This is a genomic window from Streptomyces sp. NBC_00669 (genome assembly GCF_036226785.1).
In the GTDB taxonomy this organism is placed as follows: Bacteria; Actinomycetota; Actinomycetes; order Streptomycetales; family Streptomycetaceae; genus Actinacidiphila.
Genome location: NZ_CP109018.1, coordinates 7,689,405 through 7,706,933, shown reverse-complemented (window position 1 = coordinate 7,706,933; position 17,529 = coordinate 7,689,405). Strand labels below are relative to the sequence as shown.

Below are 17,529 nucleotides of genomic sequence, written 5' to 3'. Positions count from 1 at the left end.
ATCGATGGACTACAACGGCAGTCATCCGATGTTCATGGGCACCGTCGCGAGGCGAGCGCGATGGCTCCCGTCAACTACGCCTAGGTGATGGCGTATTCATCGGAGCACTGCTGGAGCACCGAGGAACGAACCCAAGCCGGACGCTCACCAAGCGTCGTGCAGCCCTGGAGGGCAACGTGCAGGTCATCTCCCGTAGTCGAAGAGCTCCGTCCCGGCGGGGTCTCGCCCTCTGGTCGGCGCTGCTCGCCGCGCTGGCGAGCAGCGTGCTGGCCGGCGCGGCCGGCGCGCAGGCAGCCACGGCAGGCACCGGAAAGGGGACCGCGGCCGGCACCGCCTGGCGGCAGGGCGCGTTCCACCTCGACCCGACCGGCGTGGCGTCCCGCTCCGACATCGTGCTCGGCTCCCCCGACACCGACCCGACCGCGTCGATGCCGCTGGGCAACGGCTCGCTGGGCGTGGCGGCCTGGGCGGCCGACGGCTTCACCGCGCAGCTCAACCGGTCCGACACCATGCCGGACCGCAAGTCGCCCGGGCAGCTCACCATCCCCGGCCTGTCGGTGATCTCGCACGCCGCCGACTTCCACGGCCGGCTCGACGTCAGCGACGGCGTGTTGCGCGAGTCCGGCGGCGGCATGTCGCTGAAGGCATGGGTGGCCGCCGGCAAGGACGAACTGGTCGTCGACGTCTCCGGCGCCGACCCGTCGATCGCCCAGACCGCCTCGATCGACCTGTGGTCGCCCCGCAAGCCGGCCGCGGCCGTCACCGGCCGCACCGGCACCCTCGCCGAGACCTGGGTGGACGGCGGCTCGGGCGGCAGCGGCAAGACCTTCGGCACCCTCGCCGCGCTCACCGCCGGCGGCCGCCAGGTGAGCACCACCGTGGCGGGCCCGACCCGGATCAGCACGAGTTTCAAGCCGAACGCCGACGGCACCTTCCGCGTCGTGGTCGCCGCCCCCGGCTGGGCCGGCGGCACCGCCACCCGCACGCCCGCGACGACCGCCGCCGCGGTGATCGGCGGCGACGCGACCGCCCGCGAGACGTCCCTGCTCGCCGCCCAGGACCGCTGGTGGGACGGCTACTGGACGCACTCGGGCCTGGTCGAGATGGACTCCGCCGACGGCAGCGCCGCCTACATCGAGAACCTGCGCACGCTGTACCTCTACGAGGAGGCGGCGTCGATGAAGAAGGGCATCCTCCCGGGCAGCCAGGCCGGCGAGGCCGACATGTTCGCGTGGGACAAGGACAAGCAGACCTGGACCCCGTCCGCGTACTGGCTGTGGAACCTGCGCACCCAGATCTCGGCGAACATGTCATCGGGCAACTACGCCCTGAACACGCCGATCTTCGACATGTACGCCGACGACACCCCGCAGATCGAGGCGTGGACGAAGACCGCGATGGGCGGCCTGCCGGGCTCCTGCGTACCGGAGACGATGCGCTTCAACGGCAACGGCGGCGACCTGACGCCCGGCGCCAACGCGTCCTGCAGCGAGGCCAGTTCGCCGAACTGGAACGCGCTGGACATCTCCAGCGGCCCCGAGGTCGCGCTGTACATGTGGGAGCAGTACCAGGCCACCGGCGACAAGGCCGCGCTGAAGAAGTACTTCCCCTTCATGAAGTCCACGCTCGCCTTCCAACTGGCGTACCAGACCGTCGGCAAGGACGGCCTGCTGCACGCCGACGCCAACGCGCACGAGACGCAGTGGGCGGTGCAGGACCCGACCACCGACATCGCCGTCGACCGGACCCTGTTCCCGATCATCACGCAGGCGGCGCAGGCGCTCGGCACCGCGAAGACCACCGACGCGGCACTGCTCCAGCAGGTCGCCAAGGCCGAGACGCAGATCCCGCCGTACCCGCGCACCGACCAGGCCACCCGGACCCAACTGCTCAACCCGGACTACTCGCAGGCGCAGACGCAGGCCGCGGACGCCACCGGGACCGACATGATCGCGATCTCCTACGAGCCCGCCGCCCAGCGCCGCAACGGCGAGAACATCGAGCTTGAGCCGCTGTGGCCGTGGAACACGGTCAGCGACCAGGACACCGACCTCTTCGCGCTGGAGCAGCGTTCGTACGACCACCGGCCCAACAAGGGCGGCAACGACTGGTCGATGGACGCGATCGACGCGGCCCGGCTCCAGGACCCCGCCGAGGTGCGCGCCGACCTCGTCTCCATCACCGAGGGACACCAGGTCTACCCGAACGGCTTCGCCGACCTCGGCAACAGCGTCGGCTACCAGCCGTACATCGAGCAGGAGTCGGGCGTCGCGACCGCCGTCGACGAAGCGCTCGCGCAGGACTACGACGGCGTCGTCCGCTTCGCACCGGCCTGGCCGAGCGACTGGGACGGCAGCGGCAGCGTCTACCTCCAGCACCAGAACAAGGCCGACGTGCAGGTGCAGGACGGCAAGCTGGTCACCGCCGCGATCGAGGCGGGCAGCACCGGCACCCTGAAGGTGAAGAACCCCTGGCCCGGTCAGCGGGTCGAGGTCGTGGACGGCCGCACCGGCCGCACCGTGGTCAAGGCCGGCACCGCCGCTTTGCTCGACGTGCCGGTCCGCAAGGGCGGTTCGTACCTCGTCCAGCAGGTCGCCGCGCCCACCACGGCCCTGCCGTACCGTCCGGTCACCGGCAGCGCCCCGACCGCGGCACGCCACCTCGGCGGCGTGCAGATCGGCCTCGACCACGCCACCACCTCCGGCACGTCCACCGTCGGCACCGTGCTCGGCGACAGCAACGCCTCCTTCGGGCTGACCCAGCTCGACTACACCGGCTCGGCCGGCGCCACCACCACCGCCGGCACCGTCGCCGGCCTGACCGCGCGCACCACCGGCACCGGCACCAACTCCACCGGCAGCGACCTCTACTTCGGCATCTCCGACGACACCGCCGCCACCGCGACGTACGACGCGAAGGTGACGGTCTCCTACTACGACGCCGGCACCGGCACGCTCGCGCTCCAGTACGACGCCGGCCCCCGCCACCCCTACCAGCAGGCGGCCACCACCGTGGCGCTGCACGACACCAAGACCTGGAAGACGGCCGAATTCACGCTCTCCGGCGCCTACTTCGGCGGGCTGCAAAGCGCCGGCGCCGACCTGCGGCTGCACTCGGCCACCCCGATCACCGTGCACAGCGCGGCCGTTGCCGTCACCGGCGCGTGGGTGCCGGACCGGCGCGCCTTCCCGCCGGCGCCCGCGATCACCACCCCGCGCGACGGCGGCACCGTGAAGCTCGACGCCGCGCTCGCAGGCACGGCCGTCCCGAACGGCACCGTGACGGTGCACGAGGGCGACCGCACGCTGTGCACCGGCACCGCCGACGCGGGCGGCGCGTGGAGCTGCGCCCCCGACGGCGGGCTCACCGCCGGGCGGCAGACCGCCACCGCGACGGTCACCGACCCGACCGGGCTGACCGGCGACGCCTCGGCCGCGGTCGGCTTCGACGCCTCCGACCTGCCGCCCGGCACCGCCGTGGTCGGCGCGGTGGTCGGCGCCACCAACCACGCCTACGGGATGAGCGAGGACGAGACCCCCTCCGGCGGCTTCGACGGCCCGACCACCGCCGCGGTCGTCGACGGGCTGTCCGCCCGCACCAGCACCGACTCCAACATCTACTTCGACATCGACGACACCGTCGCCCACGCCGGCGTCTACACCGCCGAGTTCACCGTCTCCTACTACGACCAGGGCGCCGGCTCGTTCAACGTGCAGTACGACGACGGCACCGCCAACCCCTACAAGTCCGCGCCCGCCATCGCCCTCACCGGCAGCAACACCTGGAAGATCGCGACGGTGACCGTGGCGGACGCCTACTTCGGCGGGCAGCAGCACTCCGCCGCCGACTTCCGGCTGCGCAACGGCGGCGGGCAGGTCACCGTGCACAGCGTCGCGGTGAAGATCACCGGCGACGGGGTGCCCGACACCGCCGCCTTCGCCCCGCCGGTCACCCTCACCTCCCCCGCGCCGGGCGCGACCGTCAGCGCCACCCCGGCGCTGGCCGGCACCAGCGAGCCCGACGCCCAGGTCACCGTCACCGCCGAGGACTCCACGCCCGTCTGCGCCGCCACAGCGGCCGACGACGGCACCTGGACCTGCACCCCGTCCCAGGCCCAGGCCCTCACCGCCGGCCCGCACACCCTCACGGCGAGCGCCAAGGACCCGACGGGCACCTCCGCGAAGGACGCGGACGTGGCGGTCACCGTCCAGTAGGCAGCCGCCTCGCGCACACAGCTGCGGTGCCGGTCGAACCCGACCGGCACCGCTCGTGCGTTCCCGGGGCCGCTACCAGGCGGAGTGCTCCGTCGCCTGGTCGGCGATGCGCCAGGTCATGGTGGGCAGGCCGTCGCGGTCCCACTCGTAGTGTTCGAGGAGGGTGGTGCGCTCGTCGAAGACCCGGCTGACGGCGAGCACGCCGTTGGGGTGCCAGTCCTTGAACTCGCCGACCACCTGGCCCATCCGCAGCGAGCCCTTCGAGCGGAGGGTGCCGTCCGGGTACCACTCGACGGTCGGGCCGTCGGGCACCCCCTCGCGGTACGTGCTGAGCGCGACCCGGGCCTCGCCGGCGAACTCCTCCACCTCTCCGGTGTACAGCTCGTTCCGATACACGACGCGCAGATCCTCGTCCTTGCCGACGTCCGGATCGTCGAAGTTGATGCGCTGCACCGGCCTCACTCCTGTCCCAGTCCCCTTTTTCCGTTCCGCCCCGCGCCACCCGTGCGGCGGCGGTCCTCCACGCCGTCGCCGGGCGGAGAACCGTACCGGACCTGCCTGGCCCCCAGTATGGCGGCCCCGCGGGGCCCCCGACGCCGCGCGGGCGGCCGATTCGCCCGACAGGCGCAAAGCGCCCCGGAACGCGCGGTCACACGTCCTTGGCCGGGGCGGTTTTGGCGAGCCACTCGGCCGCTTCCGAGGCGGGAAGGGCGGCTTCGAGGACGAGGTCGCCCGGCATGTTGGAGAAGAGGCGGCCGGCCGGCCAGGCGCGTTCGTACGGCGGGGGGTCGAGGACGAGGAGGCGGACGCCGTCGACGACGGGGATGTCGGCGGGGATGCCCTCGTTCCAGATCCAGGTGCCGTCAGGGGCCACCAGGTTGAACGAGCCGGTGGTGTCGGTGTCGCCGGTCCCGGCGCGGCAGACGGCCACGGCCAGGTCGCTCGGCGCGGTGCCGGGGACGTGGCCGCCGCCGACGAGTTCGCCGGCCAGCAGCGTGTGCAGCTGGAAGTTGTCGCCGAGGCCGCTGATCCGGACCCGGTAGCCGGTGCCGCTCTCGCGGTGCAGCACCACCAGCGGTTCGTCGTCCAGGACGGCGAGCATGTACCGCAGGTACTTCAGGCCGCCGCCGGTGGCGTCGCCGACCCGCTCGGCGGCGTCGATCAGCGCGGCGCGGTCGGGCAGGGCGAGCCGGACCGGCTTGTGGTTGAGGACCGCGACCGCGGCCATCTCCCACTGCGGCAGCGTCCACCACGCCTCGGTGGCGGGCTGGCCGACCCGGTCGAAGACGGCGTCCTCGGGGTCGGAGTGCTCCGGGTCGGGCAGGTCGCCGCCGCCGGTGGCCGCCCACCGGGTGGTGAACTCCTCGGCGCCGGCGAGGGCTTCGCCGACCCCGGCCAGCACGGTCGGCGCGCAGGCGAGGGGGTCGGCGCCGCGCTCCACGGCCGCGCCGATCACGACCGCGACCACCGACCGCGGCCCCGGCGGCACTTCGGGCAGAAGCGTCGCCAACCGGGGTGCCACGGCGGCCAGTTCGGCGTCGTCGGCGTCGTGGAAGGTCTGCTGGAGCAGCCCGAACGCGTCTCCCGACGCCTGGGAGTCGCGGGCCCGCACGGCTGCCTCGAAGTCGGCGACCGCACTGCTGAAGGTGGCTTGTCCGGAGTTCACCCGCGCAGCCTATCGGCCGGGCCGGACACCACGGCCGCGATGCCCGATCCCCGGCAACTGCCCGTCCCGGTCAGGGCTTCGCGGCGGCGAAGCGGCCGAGGGCAGCCACGGTCAGCGCCTCGACGCCCGCGCCGAGGGTGGGGTCGATCAGAGGCGCGAAGCGCGGGGAGTGGTTGCCGGGCAACTGGTCGAAGGTGCCGTCGGCCAGCGCGTCCAGCACCCTCTGGGTCTCCAGGCCGCCCCAGAACCAGAAGACCGTCGGCACCTGCGCGGCCGTACCGAACCGGCCGACGTCCTCGCTCGCGGTGACCAGCGGCATCGGCAGCATCCGGTCGGCGCCGAAGTGCCCGGCGAGGTCGGCCACCACCGCGCGGGTCGCCTCCGGGTCGCTGACCAGCACCGGCGCCGGGGTGTCCCAGGTGATCTCGGGGTCCCGGGTGGCGCCGCCGGCCAGCGACTCCCCGCGCGCGACCCGCTCCACCGCCGTCCGCAGCAGCCGCCTGATCTCGTCGTTGTACGACCGCAGGCTGATGCCCAGTTCCGCGGTGTCGGGGATGACGTTCTCCTTGCTGCCCGCCTGGAGCCGGCCCACCGTGACCACCGCGGACTCCTGCGGCGGCACCTCGCGGGCGACGATCCCCTGCAGCCGCAGCACGGTCGCGGCGGCCATCACCACCGGGTCCACGGTGCTCTCGGGCCGGGCGCCGTGGCCGCCCCGGCCGAACAGCCGGATGACGGCGGTGTCGGCACCGGCCATCACCGTGCCCTCGCGGTAGCCGATCCACCCGGCCGGCAGCGGGCCGACGTGCTGGCCGAGCACGATGTCGGGGCGCGGGAACCGCTCGAACAGGCCGTCCTCGACCATCGCCTGCGCGCCGCGCATCCGCTCCTCGGCGGGCTGGAACACCACCAGCAGCGTGCCGGACCACTCCGCCCTCGCCCCGGCCAGCACCGTCGCCGCGCCCGCCAGGCACGCGGTGTGCATGTCGTGGCCGCACGCGTGCATCACCGGCACCTGCTCGCCGTCCTCGGCCCGCGCCCGTACCGTGCTCGCGTACGGCAGGCCGGTCTCTTCCCGCACCGGCAGCGCGTCCATGTCGGCGCGCAGCATCACCGTCGGCCCCGGGCCGTTGGCCAGCACCCCGACCACCCCGGTGCCCCCGACACCCGTCGTCACGTCGTACCCCGCGGCCGCGAGCAGCTCCGCCGCCTTGCCGCGGTCCGCCGCTCCTGGAAGGACAGTTCCGGGTGCGCGTGCAGGTCCTTGTACAGCTCGGTGAGGCGGGGCAGCAGCCCCTCCTCCCACCCGTCGGGCATGAGCGGCATGGGGCTCCTCCTCGGTCGACACGTCAACCTGTCGATGCGGAGCGTACCCGCCGGTACGGTGGGTGCCGTGGCGACGACTCGACCGGATGACGCCGAGGCTCTGGCGACCGGGGCGCTCGACTGGCTCCTGGGGTGCTCGCGAAGTACCGCGGACGGGGACCCGGGCGGAGGTCCGGGTACGGACCCGGGCGGAGGCACCGGCGGGGGTCTGGCCTGGACCACCAGGCCGAGTGACGACGAGCTCAACCCCACCCTGTACAGCGGCACTTCGGGCATCGTGCTGGCCCTCCTGGAGGCGCGCGGGCACTTTCTCGACGACCGTTACGGCGACGCCGCCGTGCGCGGTGCCCGCAGCATCGCCGCCGCGGTCGGGGAGTGGGAGCTCAGCTCGCTGTACTTCGGCCTGACCGGGATGGCCGTCGCGCTGCGCGCCGTCCACGACGTGCTGGGCGACGCGGCCGCGGGCGCCGCCGCCGACCGCGCCCTGGACCGGGTGCGCGCCCGGTTCGACGGGACGCGCTGGGGACCGCAGTTCGACCTGCTCGGCGGCAACGCCGGCATCGCCCTCGGCGCGCTGGCGACGGGCGACGTCGACCTGGCCGTGCTCGCGGTGACGCCCTACCTGCGCACGGCGGAACCGACCCCGGCCGGCGTCCACTGGGAGACGCGGGTCGGAAGGGCCGCCCGGCAGCACCACCTCTCGCACGGCACGCTGGGCGTCGTCCACGCCCTGGCCTCCGTCGGCCGGGCCGCGAGCCGCCCCGACCTGGTCGAACTCGCGGCAGCCGGCGCCTCGGACGTCGTGGCCCGAAACGAGGCCGGCCCGGAGGGCTTCCTGGTCCCGCACTCCGACCCGCAGGACCAGCCGGACCGTATCGAGCGGTACAGCTACGGCTGGTGCCAGGGCCCGGCCGGCGACGCGCAGGTCTTCCGCCTGCTGCGGGAGGTCCTCGGCGACCCGTCGTGGTCGGCGCTCGCCGACCGGTGCTGGTCCACCGTCACCCGCTCCGGCCTGCCCGAGCGGTCACGGCCCGGCTTCTGGGACAACAGCGGCCGCTGCTGCGGGACGGCGGGGGTGCTGGCGCTCGCCTGCGACCGGCACGTCGAGGAAGGCACGGGGCTCGCGTTCGCGGACGTGCTCGTCGCGGACCTGGTCTCCCGGGCGACCGTGGACGCGGGCGGCGCCCGCTGGTCGAACGTCGAGCACCGGGCCACTCCGAGCGCGCTCGAACCGCTGACCGGATGGGCGATGGGCAACGCGGGCATCGTCCGTGAACTGCTCCGCTGGGTCCGCGCCGGCACGGGCCGCGACCCGGCGTACGCGGTCACCTGGCCCGACCACCCGCCGGCCCGCAACTCCCTTGGCGGGAAAGGCTAGTTCGGGATCGGAGCGTGGGCAGCGAGGAAGGGCAGCAGGCGGGCGAGGGTCCGTCCGCTGCGGGTCCTCCAGCATCGGTGAGTGGCCGAGGCCGGGCGGCAGTTCGACCCGCGCGCCCGGAACCGCCGTGCAGTCGGCGGCGGAAGACGGCCGCCAGCGGTGGTCCTGCTCGCCGAAGAGCACCAGCAGCGGCTTCGCCAGGGCCGCCGGTCTCGCCGGGACCGCGCGCCGCCGCAGGAACTCCTCGGCGCCCCGCCCGGTCGCGACCGTCCCGTGCAGGGTCATGGCCCGCGCGTCGTCCACGATCTGCCGCGGGATCGCGTAGCCGGGGCGGCTGAAGCCCGTGCTCAGCGCGCGGCGGATCAGGCCGTCGGTGCGGGCCCGCCACAGGAGCGGCCCGAGGCCGCAGCGAGCACCAGCCGCCCCGCGAGCCCGTCCGGGATGAACGCGCCGAGCCGTGGCCCGGTGTCGATCAGCGCCAACGCGCCCACCAGGCCGGGCCGTTCGTCGGCGAGCGCGCTCACCACCAGGCCGCCGGTCGAGTGGCCGATCCCGAGGGCCCGCCGCCCGTCCCCGTCAGCCCTCCGGGGTGACGAACTCGGGCTGGTCGAGGATACGGAGCCAGCTGCCGTCGGGCTGGCGCCGGACCACCTGGGCGCGGGCGCCGGCCCCGTCCCGGGGAGCCGTGGAGGTGAGCGCGACATCCCCGTTGACGAGCGTCGGCAGCGGCTCCTCGGGCGCGAAGTGCGGCCGGTTCGCCAGCACCTTCGCCCAGAGCGCCCTGATCGCCTCGCGTCCGACGGTCTGCCCGCCGGGCGGATACGCCAGCACCGCGTCCTGCGCGTAGAGGGCGGCGACCCCGTCCGCGTCACCGGCGTTGGACCGTTCGATGAACAGGCGGGTGATGTCCTCGGGGCGCATGGCCTTGGCGTACTGGGGCATGGCGTTCTCCTCTCGTACGGCTGCTGCGTGGTGGTTCCGCTTCCGTGTCCACCTCCCAGCGTGGTCCGGTCACGGCCAGAAGTCCAACACATGGTGGTGATGCGAGCTAGAATCAGCAGTCATGGACCTGAGGCAGCTGGAGTACTTCGTCGCGGTCGCGGAGGAGCAGAGCTTCACGCGGGCCGCCGAGCGTGTCCACATCAGCCAGTCCGGGGTGAGCGCGCAGGTCCGCCGCCTGGAGCAGGAGTTGGGCGCGGAGCTGTTCGACCGTTCGGCGCGCGCCGTGACGCTCACGGTCGCGGGCAAGGCCGCGCTCGCACACGCGCGGGCCGCCCTCGCGGCCGTCGGCGCCGTGACGCAGGCCGTCGGCGAGGTCACGGAGGTGATCCGCGGGCGGCTCGCGGTGGGGATGGTCATCGGCTGCACCCTCACCCCGCTGTTCGACGCGCTCGCCGACTTCCATCGCGCGCACCCGGGGGTCGAGATCGCGCTGCTGGAGGAGAACTCCGAGCGGCTGGTCGAGCAGGTGCGGTCCGGCGCGCTCGACCTCGCGCTGGTGGGGACGGCGAGCGCCGCGCCCGACGGGTTGGAGGCGCTCACCCTCATCAGCGAGCGGCTGGTCGCCGCCGTACCGCCCGACCACCCGCTGGCCGGGCGGCGGCGGCTGGCGCTGCGCGACGTCACCGCGTACCCGATCATCTGCATGCCGCCCGGGACCGGGCTGCGGACCGTCTTCGACCGGGCGTGCGCGGCGGGCGGGCTGCACCCGGTGATCGCCTTCCAGGCGAGCGCGGCCGACGCGATCGCGGACCTCGCCGCGCGCGGGCTCGGGGTGGGGGTGCTCAGCGCGTCCATGGCCGAGCGCTACCGCGACCGGCTGGTCGCCCACCCCCTCGACGGCGCCGCCGCCCCCACCCATCTCTCCCTCGTCTGGCGCCCGGCCCCTCCCCCCGCCCTGTGTGCCCTTCTCCCGTACACCCGGCGGGCGTTCAGCTGACCCGCGAGCACCTGACGCGCGCCGAATGCCCGAACGCCCCGCGGTCCGGGGCTCCTCGCTACCGCTCAGGCGATGGTCGCCGGGGTGTCCCGCAGGGTGACGCTGGCGTGGCTCTCCTGGAAGCTCTGGTCGGAGACCAGGGTGAGCCGGGCCGTGGACTGGAACTCCGGCAGCGTGGCGGAGCCGCAGGAGACCATGGTCGTCTTGAGTTTGGCGATGGTCAGGGCGAGCCCTTCGTCGAGGTCGCCGGCGTAGGGGACGTAGCCGTCGACGCCTTCCTCGAAGATCAGCCCCTCGCCGCCCTGGCCGTAGCGCTGCCAGTTGCGGGCCCGGTTCGAGCCCTCGCCCCAGTACTCCTTCACGAAGCCGTCACGGGTGGGGAGTTTCGCGCCGGCGGCCTGGTCGAAGCGGGCGAAGTAGCGTCCCATCATGACGAAGTCCGCGCCCATCGCCAGCGCCAGCGCCACGTGGTAGTCGTGCACGAGTCCGCCGTCGGAGCAGATCGGCACGTACGCGCCGGTGCGGTCGCGGAAGGCGTCGCGGGCCGCGGCGACGTCCAGCACCGCGCTGGCCTGGCCGCGTCCGATGCCCTTCTGGTCGCGGGTGATGCAGATCGAGCCGCCGCCCACACCGACCTTGACGAAGTCCGCGCCGGCCTCGGCGAGGAAGGTGAAGGCTTCGCCGTCGACCACGTTGCCGCCGCCGGTCGGGATCTCCGGGTAGTGCTTCTTCACCCAGGTCAGGGCCTGCGCCTGCCAGTCGCTGAAGCCGTCGGAGGAGTCGAAGCACAGCGCGTCGGCGCCCGCTTCGAGCAGCGCGGGGACGCGCTCCTGGTAGTCGTGGGTGTTGATGCCCGCGCCCACCCGCAGCCGCTTGGCGGAGTCCACGGCCTGGTGCGGGAAGCGCTTGTTGTCGGCGTAGTCCGACCGGAACACCAGGTGTTGCAGCCGGCCCTCGTCGTCCAGCACCGGCAGGCAGTCCAGCCGCTGGTCCCACAGCCGGGCGTTGGCCTCGGAGAGCGTGATGTCGGCGGCGGCGTGCGGCAGTTCGGCGATGGCGGTCATCCGACCGCTCACCGGCCCGCCGAGGTCGTGCCGCTGCGGATGGAAGTCGCGGGAGGTCACCAGCCCGAGCAGCCGGCCGGTGGCGGTGCCGTCGTCGGTGACCGCGGCGGTGCTGTGCCCGGTGCGGTGCATGATGGCGACCAGGTGGCTCAGGCTGTCGTCCGGGCGGACGTTGGTGTCGCTGGTGACGAATCCGGCCTTGAAGTTCTTCACCTGACGGACCGCCGCGGCCTGGTCCTGGATCGACTGGTTGTGGTGCAGGAAGCTCAGCCCGCCGTTGCGGGCGAGCGCGATCGCGAGCTCGGGGGTGCTGACCGCCTGCATGATCGCGGACGTGAACGGGGACCCCAGTTCGATCGCCGAACGCTCCCCCACGCGATGCCGCACCAGCGGCGTGGACAGGTCGACCGTCGCGGGCGAGCAGTCGGTCCGGGTCCGGTTCGGCAGCAGCAGGAACTCGTTGAACGTCCTTGAGACCTCGGCGATGATCTGTGCCACGCGTTCCTCCTGACCCGTCGGCGCGGGCCCGGCTGCCCGGCCGTGACCTGGCACCTTATCGGCTGCCCCACCCCCGCACGAATCGCCTGCCCGGACCCGCCGTTGCGGCCTGGACCGGGGTCCGGGTCAGGCCGGGGCGGGGGCGGTGCGGAACGCGTCGGCGTGACGTGCGCACCAGTCGGCGAAGGTGCGGGGGCGGCGCCCGAGCAGTCGCTGGACGGTGTCCGTACGGAACCCGACGGTGTCGGCCCGCATGAGGGCGAGGCTCTCGGTGACGGCGTCGGCCAGCGCCGGGGGCGCCCCGTGCGGGAAGCGGGACCGTACGGCCTCGGCCGGGGTGGCGGCGGCGCGGACCTCGATGGCGCGGCCGACCGTACGGGAGATGACCTGGACCTGCTCGGCGACGGTGAAGGTCTCGTCGCCGGTGAGGGCGTACTCCCGGCCCTGGTGGCCGGCTTCGGTCAGGGCGAGGGCGGCGACCTCGGCGATGTCCGCGGGGTCGATCGGCGCGTGGCGGCCCGGGCCGATCGGGTCCAGGACGTAGTTGCCCGCACGGAGGGTGGGGAGCCAGTCGAGCGCGTTGGTCATGAAGCCGCCGGGGCGCAGGAAGGTGGCGGGGATGCCGCAGGCGCGGACGAGCAGCTCGCGCTCGTGGTGCCAGCGCCCCATCGCGGGCATCGGGTCGAAGCCGACGTGGAACGAGGACAGGTGCACGATGTGGCGCACCCCGGCGGCCTCAGCGGCGGCGAGGGCCGCGGCGGTGTAGTCGGTGCCGATGCCCTGGGTGAGCAGGAAGAGCCGGTCGACGCCGGCGAACACGGGGGCCAGCGTGGCGGGTTCGCCCAGGTCGCCGACCGCGCGCCCGGCCCGCTCGGGCAGTCCGGCGGCGCGCGCGGGGTCACGGACAAGGATGCGCAGCTCCGCTTCCCTCGCGTCGAGTTCACGGACGAGCGCCCGGCCGATGTTCCCGGTGGCACCGGTGACCAGTATCATCGTGGCTCCTCAAAGTCGTTTGCCGTCTAGCGAATTCAGAAAGACGTTAGCCGGTGAATGATTAGCCGTCAACTGATCTGTGTGCGGCGGGCGTTGGCTCCCGCACCTCACCGAAGGGCCGCGATGTCGGAGTTCCTGGACCTGCACGGCCGTACGTCGAAGGCGCTCCGGGCCCTGGCCGACGCGGCCATGCGGCGCCATGGGCTGCACGTCGGCCAGAACCACCTGCTCGCCGCGTTGTGGGAGCGGGACGGCCGTACGCCCGGCGAGGTCGCCGCCGCGCTCAACGTCACGACACCCACCGTCGTCAAGATGGCCGACCGGATGACCGCCGCCGGGCTGCTCACCCGTCGCCGTGACGACCGCGACAACCGCCTCGTCCGCCTCTGGCTCACCGACGCCGGGCGCGCGCTGCGTGAACCGGTGGAAGCGGAAAGGCGGTTGATCGAGGAGAAAGTCACCGCCGACCTCACCGGGGCCGAACGCGAAGCCCTCCTCAGCGGCCTGGCGAAGGTCCTCCGAGCGGCACGCGAGCTGTCGCGCGAGGCGGACGATCAGGACGGCGGACCGGGGGACGGCGCCTGAGCGGAGGAGCGCGGACCGAAGGACGACGGATCGAAGGGCCGCTGACCGAAGGGTGCCTGACCCTCACCAGTAGGTGAGGAGGAGATGGTTGAGCAGAAGGGCCAGGACGGCCTGGGCAGCGAGCCAGGCACGGCGGTCGGGGGCGGGGAGGAGCGCCGCGGTGGCGGGCAGCCAGAGGGTGAAGGGCAGCCAGATCCGCTCGGTCTCCGCCTTGCTCATGCCGGAGAGGTCGGCGGCGAGGAGCGCGAGCAGCATGGCGCAGGGCAGGAGGAGGACCGGGTCGAGCCGGGAGGGCCCGGAGAACCCGGAAGCCCGGGAGAAGCCGGTGAGCCGACCGAGCCCGGCGAGCCCAGAGGGCCGTGCGGGCTCGGAGGGGCGGCGCGGGGCGCGCAGCGCGCCGGGACCGGCGGCGAGCGCGCGGCGCAGGCCCGCGAAGGAGGCGAGGCCGGCGGCCGCGAGAACGGTGCCGAGGTCGCCGAAGAGCCAGTAGGAGTACGGCCGGTCACCGCCCGCCCCCTGGTAGTAGCGGATCTTGAGCAGGCGGTAGGCGTCCCACCAGTCGAAGCCGGCCAGGGTGAAGCAGACCGGCACGACGAGGGCGCCGAGCAGGAGCAGCGGGAGGGGCCGCAGGGTGCGGGTGGACCAGAGCAGGGCGACGACCGGCACGACCAGCAGGGTCAGCCCGTAGGAGAGGTAGAGCGCGAGCCCGAGCAGCAGCCCGCTGCCGAGCGCGGCGGCGGCCCGCCGGGACCGCGATCCGGCGGTGGCGGCGAGCGCCGACAGCGCCAGCGCCCAGGCGGCGACGGCGGCGAAGTAGCCGTCCGCGGAGGCGCCGACCCACACCGCCCCGGGGGTGAGGACGAGGAAGGGCGCGGCGGTCCGCGCGGCGCGCTCCGAGCCGAGCGCGCGCAGGGCGACCAGGACGGCGGCGGCCACCGACGCGCCCGTGGTGATGACGAACGCGCCCGCCCAGGCGCCGCCGCCCAGCCCGATCCGGTCAAGACCGACGAAGGTCATCACCGCGGCGGCCGGGTGCCCGGCGACGTGCGCGTTCCAGTTGCCGGGCGAGCCGATGAGGATGTGGTGGGTGAAGTCCCGCAGCGTGGCGCCCGCGTGGCGGAAGCGCGGCACCTCGACGAGGTACTCGTTGCGGGTGGTGAGCCGGTTCGCCACACCGCGCCGCCACCCGTCCACGAGCGCGAGCGACCACGTCCAGGCCATGGCGGCCGCCCACGCGGCCCACGGCAGCGCCCGCCACGGCAGCCGCTCGGCGAGCCGGGGCCCGTAGCCGACCGCGAGGACGGCGACCGCGACGGCGGCGGGGGTGCCGGGGCCGACGTGCGGGTCCCAGGTGGCGAGCAGCGGCGGCCAGGGCGCGTGCAGCTTGCCGGTACGGTGCTCGATCCGGGTGCCGACGACGGCGACGACCGCGAAGAGCACGAGTCCGGCGGCGGCGGCGGCGAGGTCCCGGCGGCGCCCGGCCGCGGGCGCCGCGACGGGTCCGGCAGGCACGGCGGGAACGGCAGGCACGGCGGGGTCGGCAGGCACGGCGGGAACAGCGGGTTCGCCGGGTTCGCGCGGCGGTTCGGCGCCGGGCTCGTGCAGGTTGGAGGGCGTGTCGGAGGGCGTGAGGGTCACCCGCCTCACCCTAGGCAGCGCGACCGGTCGCGCCCCGGCCCCGCACCAGGACGTCAGACTTTCGTCATACGTCGCAGCCCCGGTTCCGGCACCGCGCGGACCTACAGTCCGGGCCATGGAAGTCCCCTCCGACCCCACCCCGGACCGGCCCGAGCAGCCTCCGTCAGCGCAGCCGCCGCCCGGGCCCACCCCGCCCCGCGCCGCCGACGCACCCGCCTCCGGCCCCCGCCCCGCCGACGACGCGACGCCCACCCCCACCCCCACCTCGCCCCTCGCCCGCCTCAACTCCCTCCTCCCGCAGGGCCCTTGGCGCAGCCCCCTGCGCGGACCCTGGCTCACCTCCGTCTTCGGTGTGGTCCTGCTCGTCGGCATCCCCGTGCTGTTCGTCACCGGCCTGCTGTCGTACGCCGCGTACAACCCGAACCTGTCGCCGGTCAACGACAAGACCCCGGGCAAGGGCCTGTTGGGCTTCTACCTCTTCTCGTGGCCGACGCATCCGTACTGGCTGTACCGGGTCAACCAGGGCGTGCACGTCACGCTCGGGATCGTGCTGGTGCCGGTGCTGCTGGCGAAGCTGTGGTCGGTGGTGCCGAAGCTCTTCACGCTGCCGCCGGTCCGCTCGCCCGCGCACGCGCTGGACCGGCTGTCGCTGCTCCTGCTGGTGGGCGGCGGGATCTTCGAGTTCGTCACCGGCGTGCTGAACGTGCAGCTGGACTACCTCTTCCCCGGCTCGTTCTACCCGCTGCACTTCTACGGCGCCTGGGTCTTCTTCGGCGCGGTGGCCGCGCATGTGGCGCTGCGGCTGCCGAGGACCGTACGGGCCCTGCGCAGCCGGGACTTCAGGGCCGAGCTGCGCACACCGGCCTCCCGTACGGTGCCGGAGGCCGCCGACGACTCCGGCCTGGTCTCCACGCATCCGGCGGCGCCGACGATGTCGCGGCGCGGGGCGCTGGGCATGGTCGGACTCGGCTCGGTGGCGCTGTTCGTGGTCACCGCGGGCCAGAGCATCGGCGGGCCGCTGCGCGAGACCGCGCTGCTGGCGCCGCACGGCCGCGACCCGGGCACGGGCCCGAACGGCTTCCCGATCAACAAGACCGCGGCGCTGGCGCACATCCGCCCGCAGGACGTGGGCGAGGGCTGGCGGCTCGTGGTGCACGGCGCCGGCAACGGCCGGCGGGTCTCGCTGACCCTCGACGAGTTGCGGGCGATGGCCCGGCACGGCTCGGCGCTGCCGATCGCCTGCGTCGAGGGCTGGTCGACGTCGGACCAGCACTGGGAGGGGGTGCGGCTCGCCGACCTCGCGGCGCTGGTCGGCCACCCCACCGACCCGCCAGGGGTGTTCGTGGAGTCCGCGCAGCTGTCCGGGTCCTTCCGGGCGGTCGCGCTGCGCGCCAACCAGGTCCGCGACCCGCGCTCGCTGCTGGCGCTGCGGGTCAACGGCGCGGAGCTGTCCCACGACCACGGCTATCCGGCCCGGATCATCGTGCCGAACGCGCCCGGGGTGATGAACACCAAGTGGGTACGCCAACTCACCTTCGGCGCCACGACCTTCGGAGCCCGCGCATGAACGGCCGCATGCCGCACCGCCGTACGCCGACTCCCCTCCGTCGTGAGCCGGTTGCCCGCCGCCGTACGCCGGCCTCACCGCGCCGCGGTCCGATCGAGCGGTTCCGGGCGCTGTACGGCGCCTCCCCCGCACACCTGCTGATCCTCCTCGCCTCCTTCGCGGTCTGCGGGTACGCCGCTGAACGGCTGCTGGAGCGGGACTGGTTCGACGTGGCGAAGTGGTTGGTGGGCGCGGCGCTGCTGCACGACCTGGTGCTGCTGCCGGCGTACGCGGTCGCGGACTGGGCGCTGCACAAGGCGCTGGGCGCGCGGCGCTCCGGTCCGCGCAACGCCGTCGTCGACCACGTCCGGGTGCCCGCCTTCCTGTCCCTGCTGCTCCTGCTCGTGTACTGGCCGCTGATCAGCGGGGCCAGGACGCACTACGCGGCGGCGACCGCGCTGGACCCGGACGTCTTCCTCGGCCGCTGGGCGCTGATCACCGCCGCGCTCTTCGCGGCCTCCGGGGCGGCGTTCGCGCTGCGCCGGTGGCGGGCGGCGCGGCGGCCCGGGCGAGGACCGGCGCGCGCGGACCCGTCCGGATGAGGACGCGGAAGCGGAAGCGGGGTCCTTACGGACCTGTGACGCCCCCGCGCGCGGCCGCCGGCGAGCCGGGCACGGACCCT

General features: G+C 74.1%; 15 protein-coding genes. 6 read left to right on the top strand and 9 right to left on the bottom strand.

Going from position 1 to position 17,529, the window contains the following annotated elements; all coding sequences use genetic code 11:
- Positions 1–176: 176 nt before the first annotated feature.
- Complete coding sequence (locus OG896_RS32575) at positions 177–4,214, top strand: Ig-like domain-containing protein (protein ID WP_329371090.1); 4,038 nt, start codon at positions 177–179, stop codon at positions 4,212–4,214.
- A 72-nt stretch (positions 4,215–4,286) separates the two neighbouring features.
- On the opposite strand, the gene OG896_RS32570 is transcribed toward OG896_RS32575, so the two are convergent.
- From OG896_RS32570 to OG896_RS32555, 4 genes are all read right to left on the bottom strand, one after another.
- Positions 4,287–4,667 (bottom strand): toxin-antitoxin system YwqK family antitoxin, encoded by a 381-nt coding sequence (locus OG896_RS32570; protein WP_328462155.1) that lies wholly within the window; start codon positions 4,665–4,667, stop codon positions 4,287–4,289.
- Positions 4,668–4,863: 196 nt separating this feature from the next.
- Positions 4,864–5,880: a hypothetical protein gene (locus tag OG896_RS32565; RefSeq protein ID WP_329371088.1), complete on the bottom strand. Its 1,017-nt coding sequence runs from the start codon at positions 5,878–5,880 to the stop codon at positions 4,864–4,866.
- A gap of 70 nt (positions 5,881–5,950) precedes the next feature.
- On the bottom strand, positions 5,951–7,057 hold the full coding sequence (locus OG896_RS32560; protein WP_329371086.1) for an amidohydrolase: 1,107 nt from the start codon (positions 7,055–7,057) through the stop codon (positions 5,951–5,953).
- On the bottom strand, positions 7,054–7,206 hold the full coding sequence (locus OG896_RS32555; protein WP_329371084.1) for a hypothetical protein: 153 nt from the start codon (positions 7,204–7,206) through the stop codon (positions 7,054–7,056). Before OG896_RS32555 ends, OG896_RS32560 begins: the two co-directional genes overlap by 4 nt.
- A 67-nt stretch (positions 7,207–7,273) precedes the next feature.
- Between OG896_RS32555 and OG896_RS32550 the strand changes: the two genes are divergently transcribed.
- The gene (locus tag OG896_RS32550) at positions 7,274–8,584 is read left to right on the top strand and encodes a lanthionine synthetase LanC family protein (protein ID WP_329371082.1); all 1,311 of its coding nucleotides are present in this window, start codon (positions 7,274–7,276) and stop codon (positions 8,582–8,584) included.
- A 362-nt stretch (positions 8,585–8,946) separates the two neighbouring features.
- Here OG896_RS32550 and OG896_RS32545 read toward each other — a convergent pair whose 3' ends face one another.
- Together OG896_RS32545 and OG896_RS32540 are read right to left on the bottom strand one after the other, a co-directional pair.
- Entirely contained in the window at positions 8,947–9,111 is a 165-nt protein-coding gene (locus tag OG896_RS32545; protein ID WP_329371080.1) for a hypothetical protein, read from the bottom strand.
- Between the two features lie 49 nt (positions 9,112–9,160).
- A complete protein-coding gene (locus OG896_RS32540) occupies positions 9,161–9,526 on the bottom strand; it encodes a YybH family protein (RefSeq protein WP_329371078.1) in 366 nt (121 codons plus the stop codon).
- A 121-nt stretch (positions 9,527–9,647) separates the two neighbouring features.
- On the opposite strand from OG896_RS32540, the gene OG896_RS32535 reads away from it, so the two are divergent.
- Entirely contained in the window at positions 9,648–10,523 is an 876-nt protein-coding gene (locus tag OG896_RS32535) for a LysR family transcriptional regulator (protein ID WP_329371076.1), read from the top strand.
- A gap of 65 nt (positions 10,524–10,588) precedes the next feature.
- Here the strand turns inward: OG896_RS32535 and OG896_RS32530 are convergent, their stop codons facing one another.
- Positions 10,589–12,085 carry an IMP dehydrogenase gene (locus OG896_RS32530; protein WP_329371074.1) on the bottom strand — a complete coding sequence of 499 codons (1,497 nt, stop codon included), beginning with the start codon at positions 12,083–12,085 and terminating at the stop codon, positions 10,589–10,591.
- Between the two features lie 126 nt (positions 12,086–12,211).
- Positions 12,212–13,078, bottom strand: a complete 867-nt coding sequence (locus OG896_RS32525) for an NAD(P)H-binding protein (protein ID WP_329371072.1) — start codon at positions 13,076–13,078, stop codon at positions 12,212–12,214.
- A 123-nt stretch (positions 13,079–13,201) separates the two neighbouring features.
- Here OG896_RS32525 and OG896_RS32520 point away from each other — a divergent pair, with 123 nt between their 5' ends.
- Entirely contained in the window at positions 13,202–13,663 is a 462-nt protein-coding gene (locus tag OG896_RS32520) for a MarR family winged helix-turn-helix transcriptional regulator (RefSeq protein WP_329371070.1), read from the top strand.
- A 63-nt stretch (positions 13,664–13,726) separates the two neighbouring features.
- Here the strand turns inward: OG896_RS32520 and OG896_RS32515 are convergent, their stop codons facing one another.
- A complete protein-coding gene (locus OG896_RS32515) occupies positions 13,727–15,193 on the bottom strand; it encodes a hypothetical protein (RefSeq protein WP_329374408.1) in 1,467 nt (488 codons plus the stop codon).
- Positions 15,194–15,416: 223 nt separating this feature from the next.
- On the opposite strand from OG896_RS32515, the gene OG896_RS32510 reads away from it, so the two are divergent.
- Both OG896_RS32510 and OG896_RS32505 read left to right on the top strand, forming a co-directional pair.
- The gene (locus OG896_RS32510) at positions 15,417–16,868 is read left to right on the top strand and encodes a molybdopterin-dependent oxidoreductase (RefSeq protein WP_329371068.1); all 1,452 of its coding nucleotides are present in this window, start codon (positions 15,417–15,419) and stop codon (positions 16,866–16,868) included.
- Entirely contained in the window at positions 16,865–17,449 is a 585-nt protein-coding gene (locus OG896_RS32505; protein WP_329371065.1) for a hypothetical protein, read from the top strand. The genes OG896_RS32510 and OG896_RS32505 overlap by 4 nt, the downstream gene beginning before the upstream one ends.
- Positions 17,450–17,529 lie beyond the last annotated feature (80 nt).

Bases quoted from the DNA above. Each gene is read 5' to 3' on its own strand.
- OG896_RS32555 (WP_329371084.1), bottom strand. From the start codon at position 7,206: ATGCCGCTCATGCCCGACGGGTGGGAGGAGGGGCTGCTGCCCCGCCTC.
- OG896_RS32540 (WP_329371078.1), bottom strand. From the start codon at position 9,526: ATGCCCCAGTACGCCAAGGCCATGCGCCCCGAGGACATCACCCGCCTG.
- OG896_RS32535 (WP_329371076.1), top strand. From the start codon at position 9,648: ATGGACCTGAGGCAGCTGGAGTACTTCGTCGCGGTCGCGGAGGAGCAG.
- OG896_RS32525 (WP_329371072.1), bottom strand. From the start codon at position 13,078: ATGATACTGGTCACCGGTGCCACCGGGAACATCGGCCGGGCGCTCGTC.
- OG896_RS32520 (WP_329371070.1), top strand. From the start codon at position 13,202: ATGTCGGAGTTCCTGGACCTGCACGGCCGTACGTCGAAGGCGCTCCGG.
- OG896_RS32510 (WP_329371068.1), top strand. From the start codon at position 15,417: ATGGAAGTCCCCTCCGACCCCACCCCGGACCGGCCCGAGCAGCCTCCG.
- OG896_RS32505 (WP_329371065.1), top strand. From the start codon at position 16,865: ATGAACGGCCGCATGCCGCACCGCCGTACGCCGACTCCCCTCCGTCGT.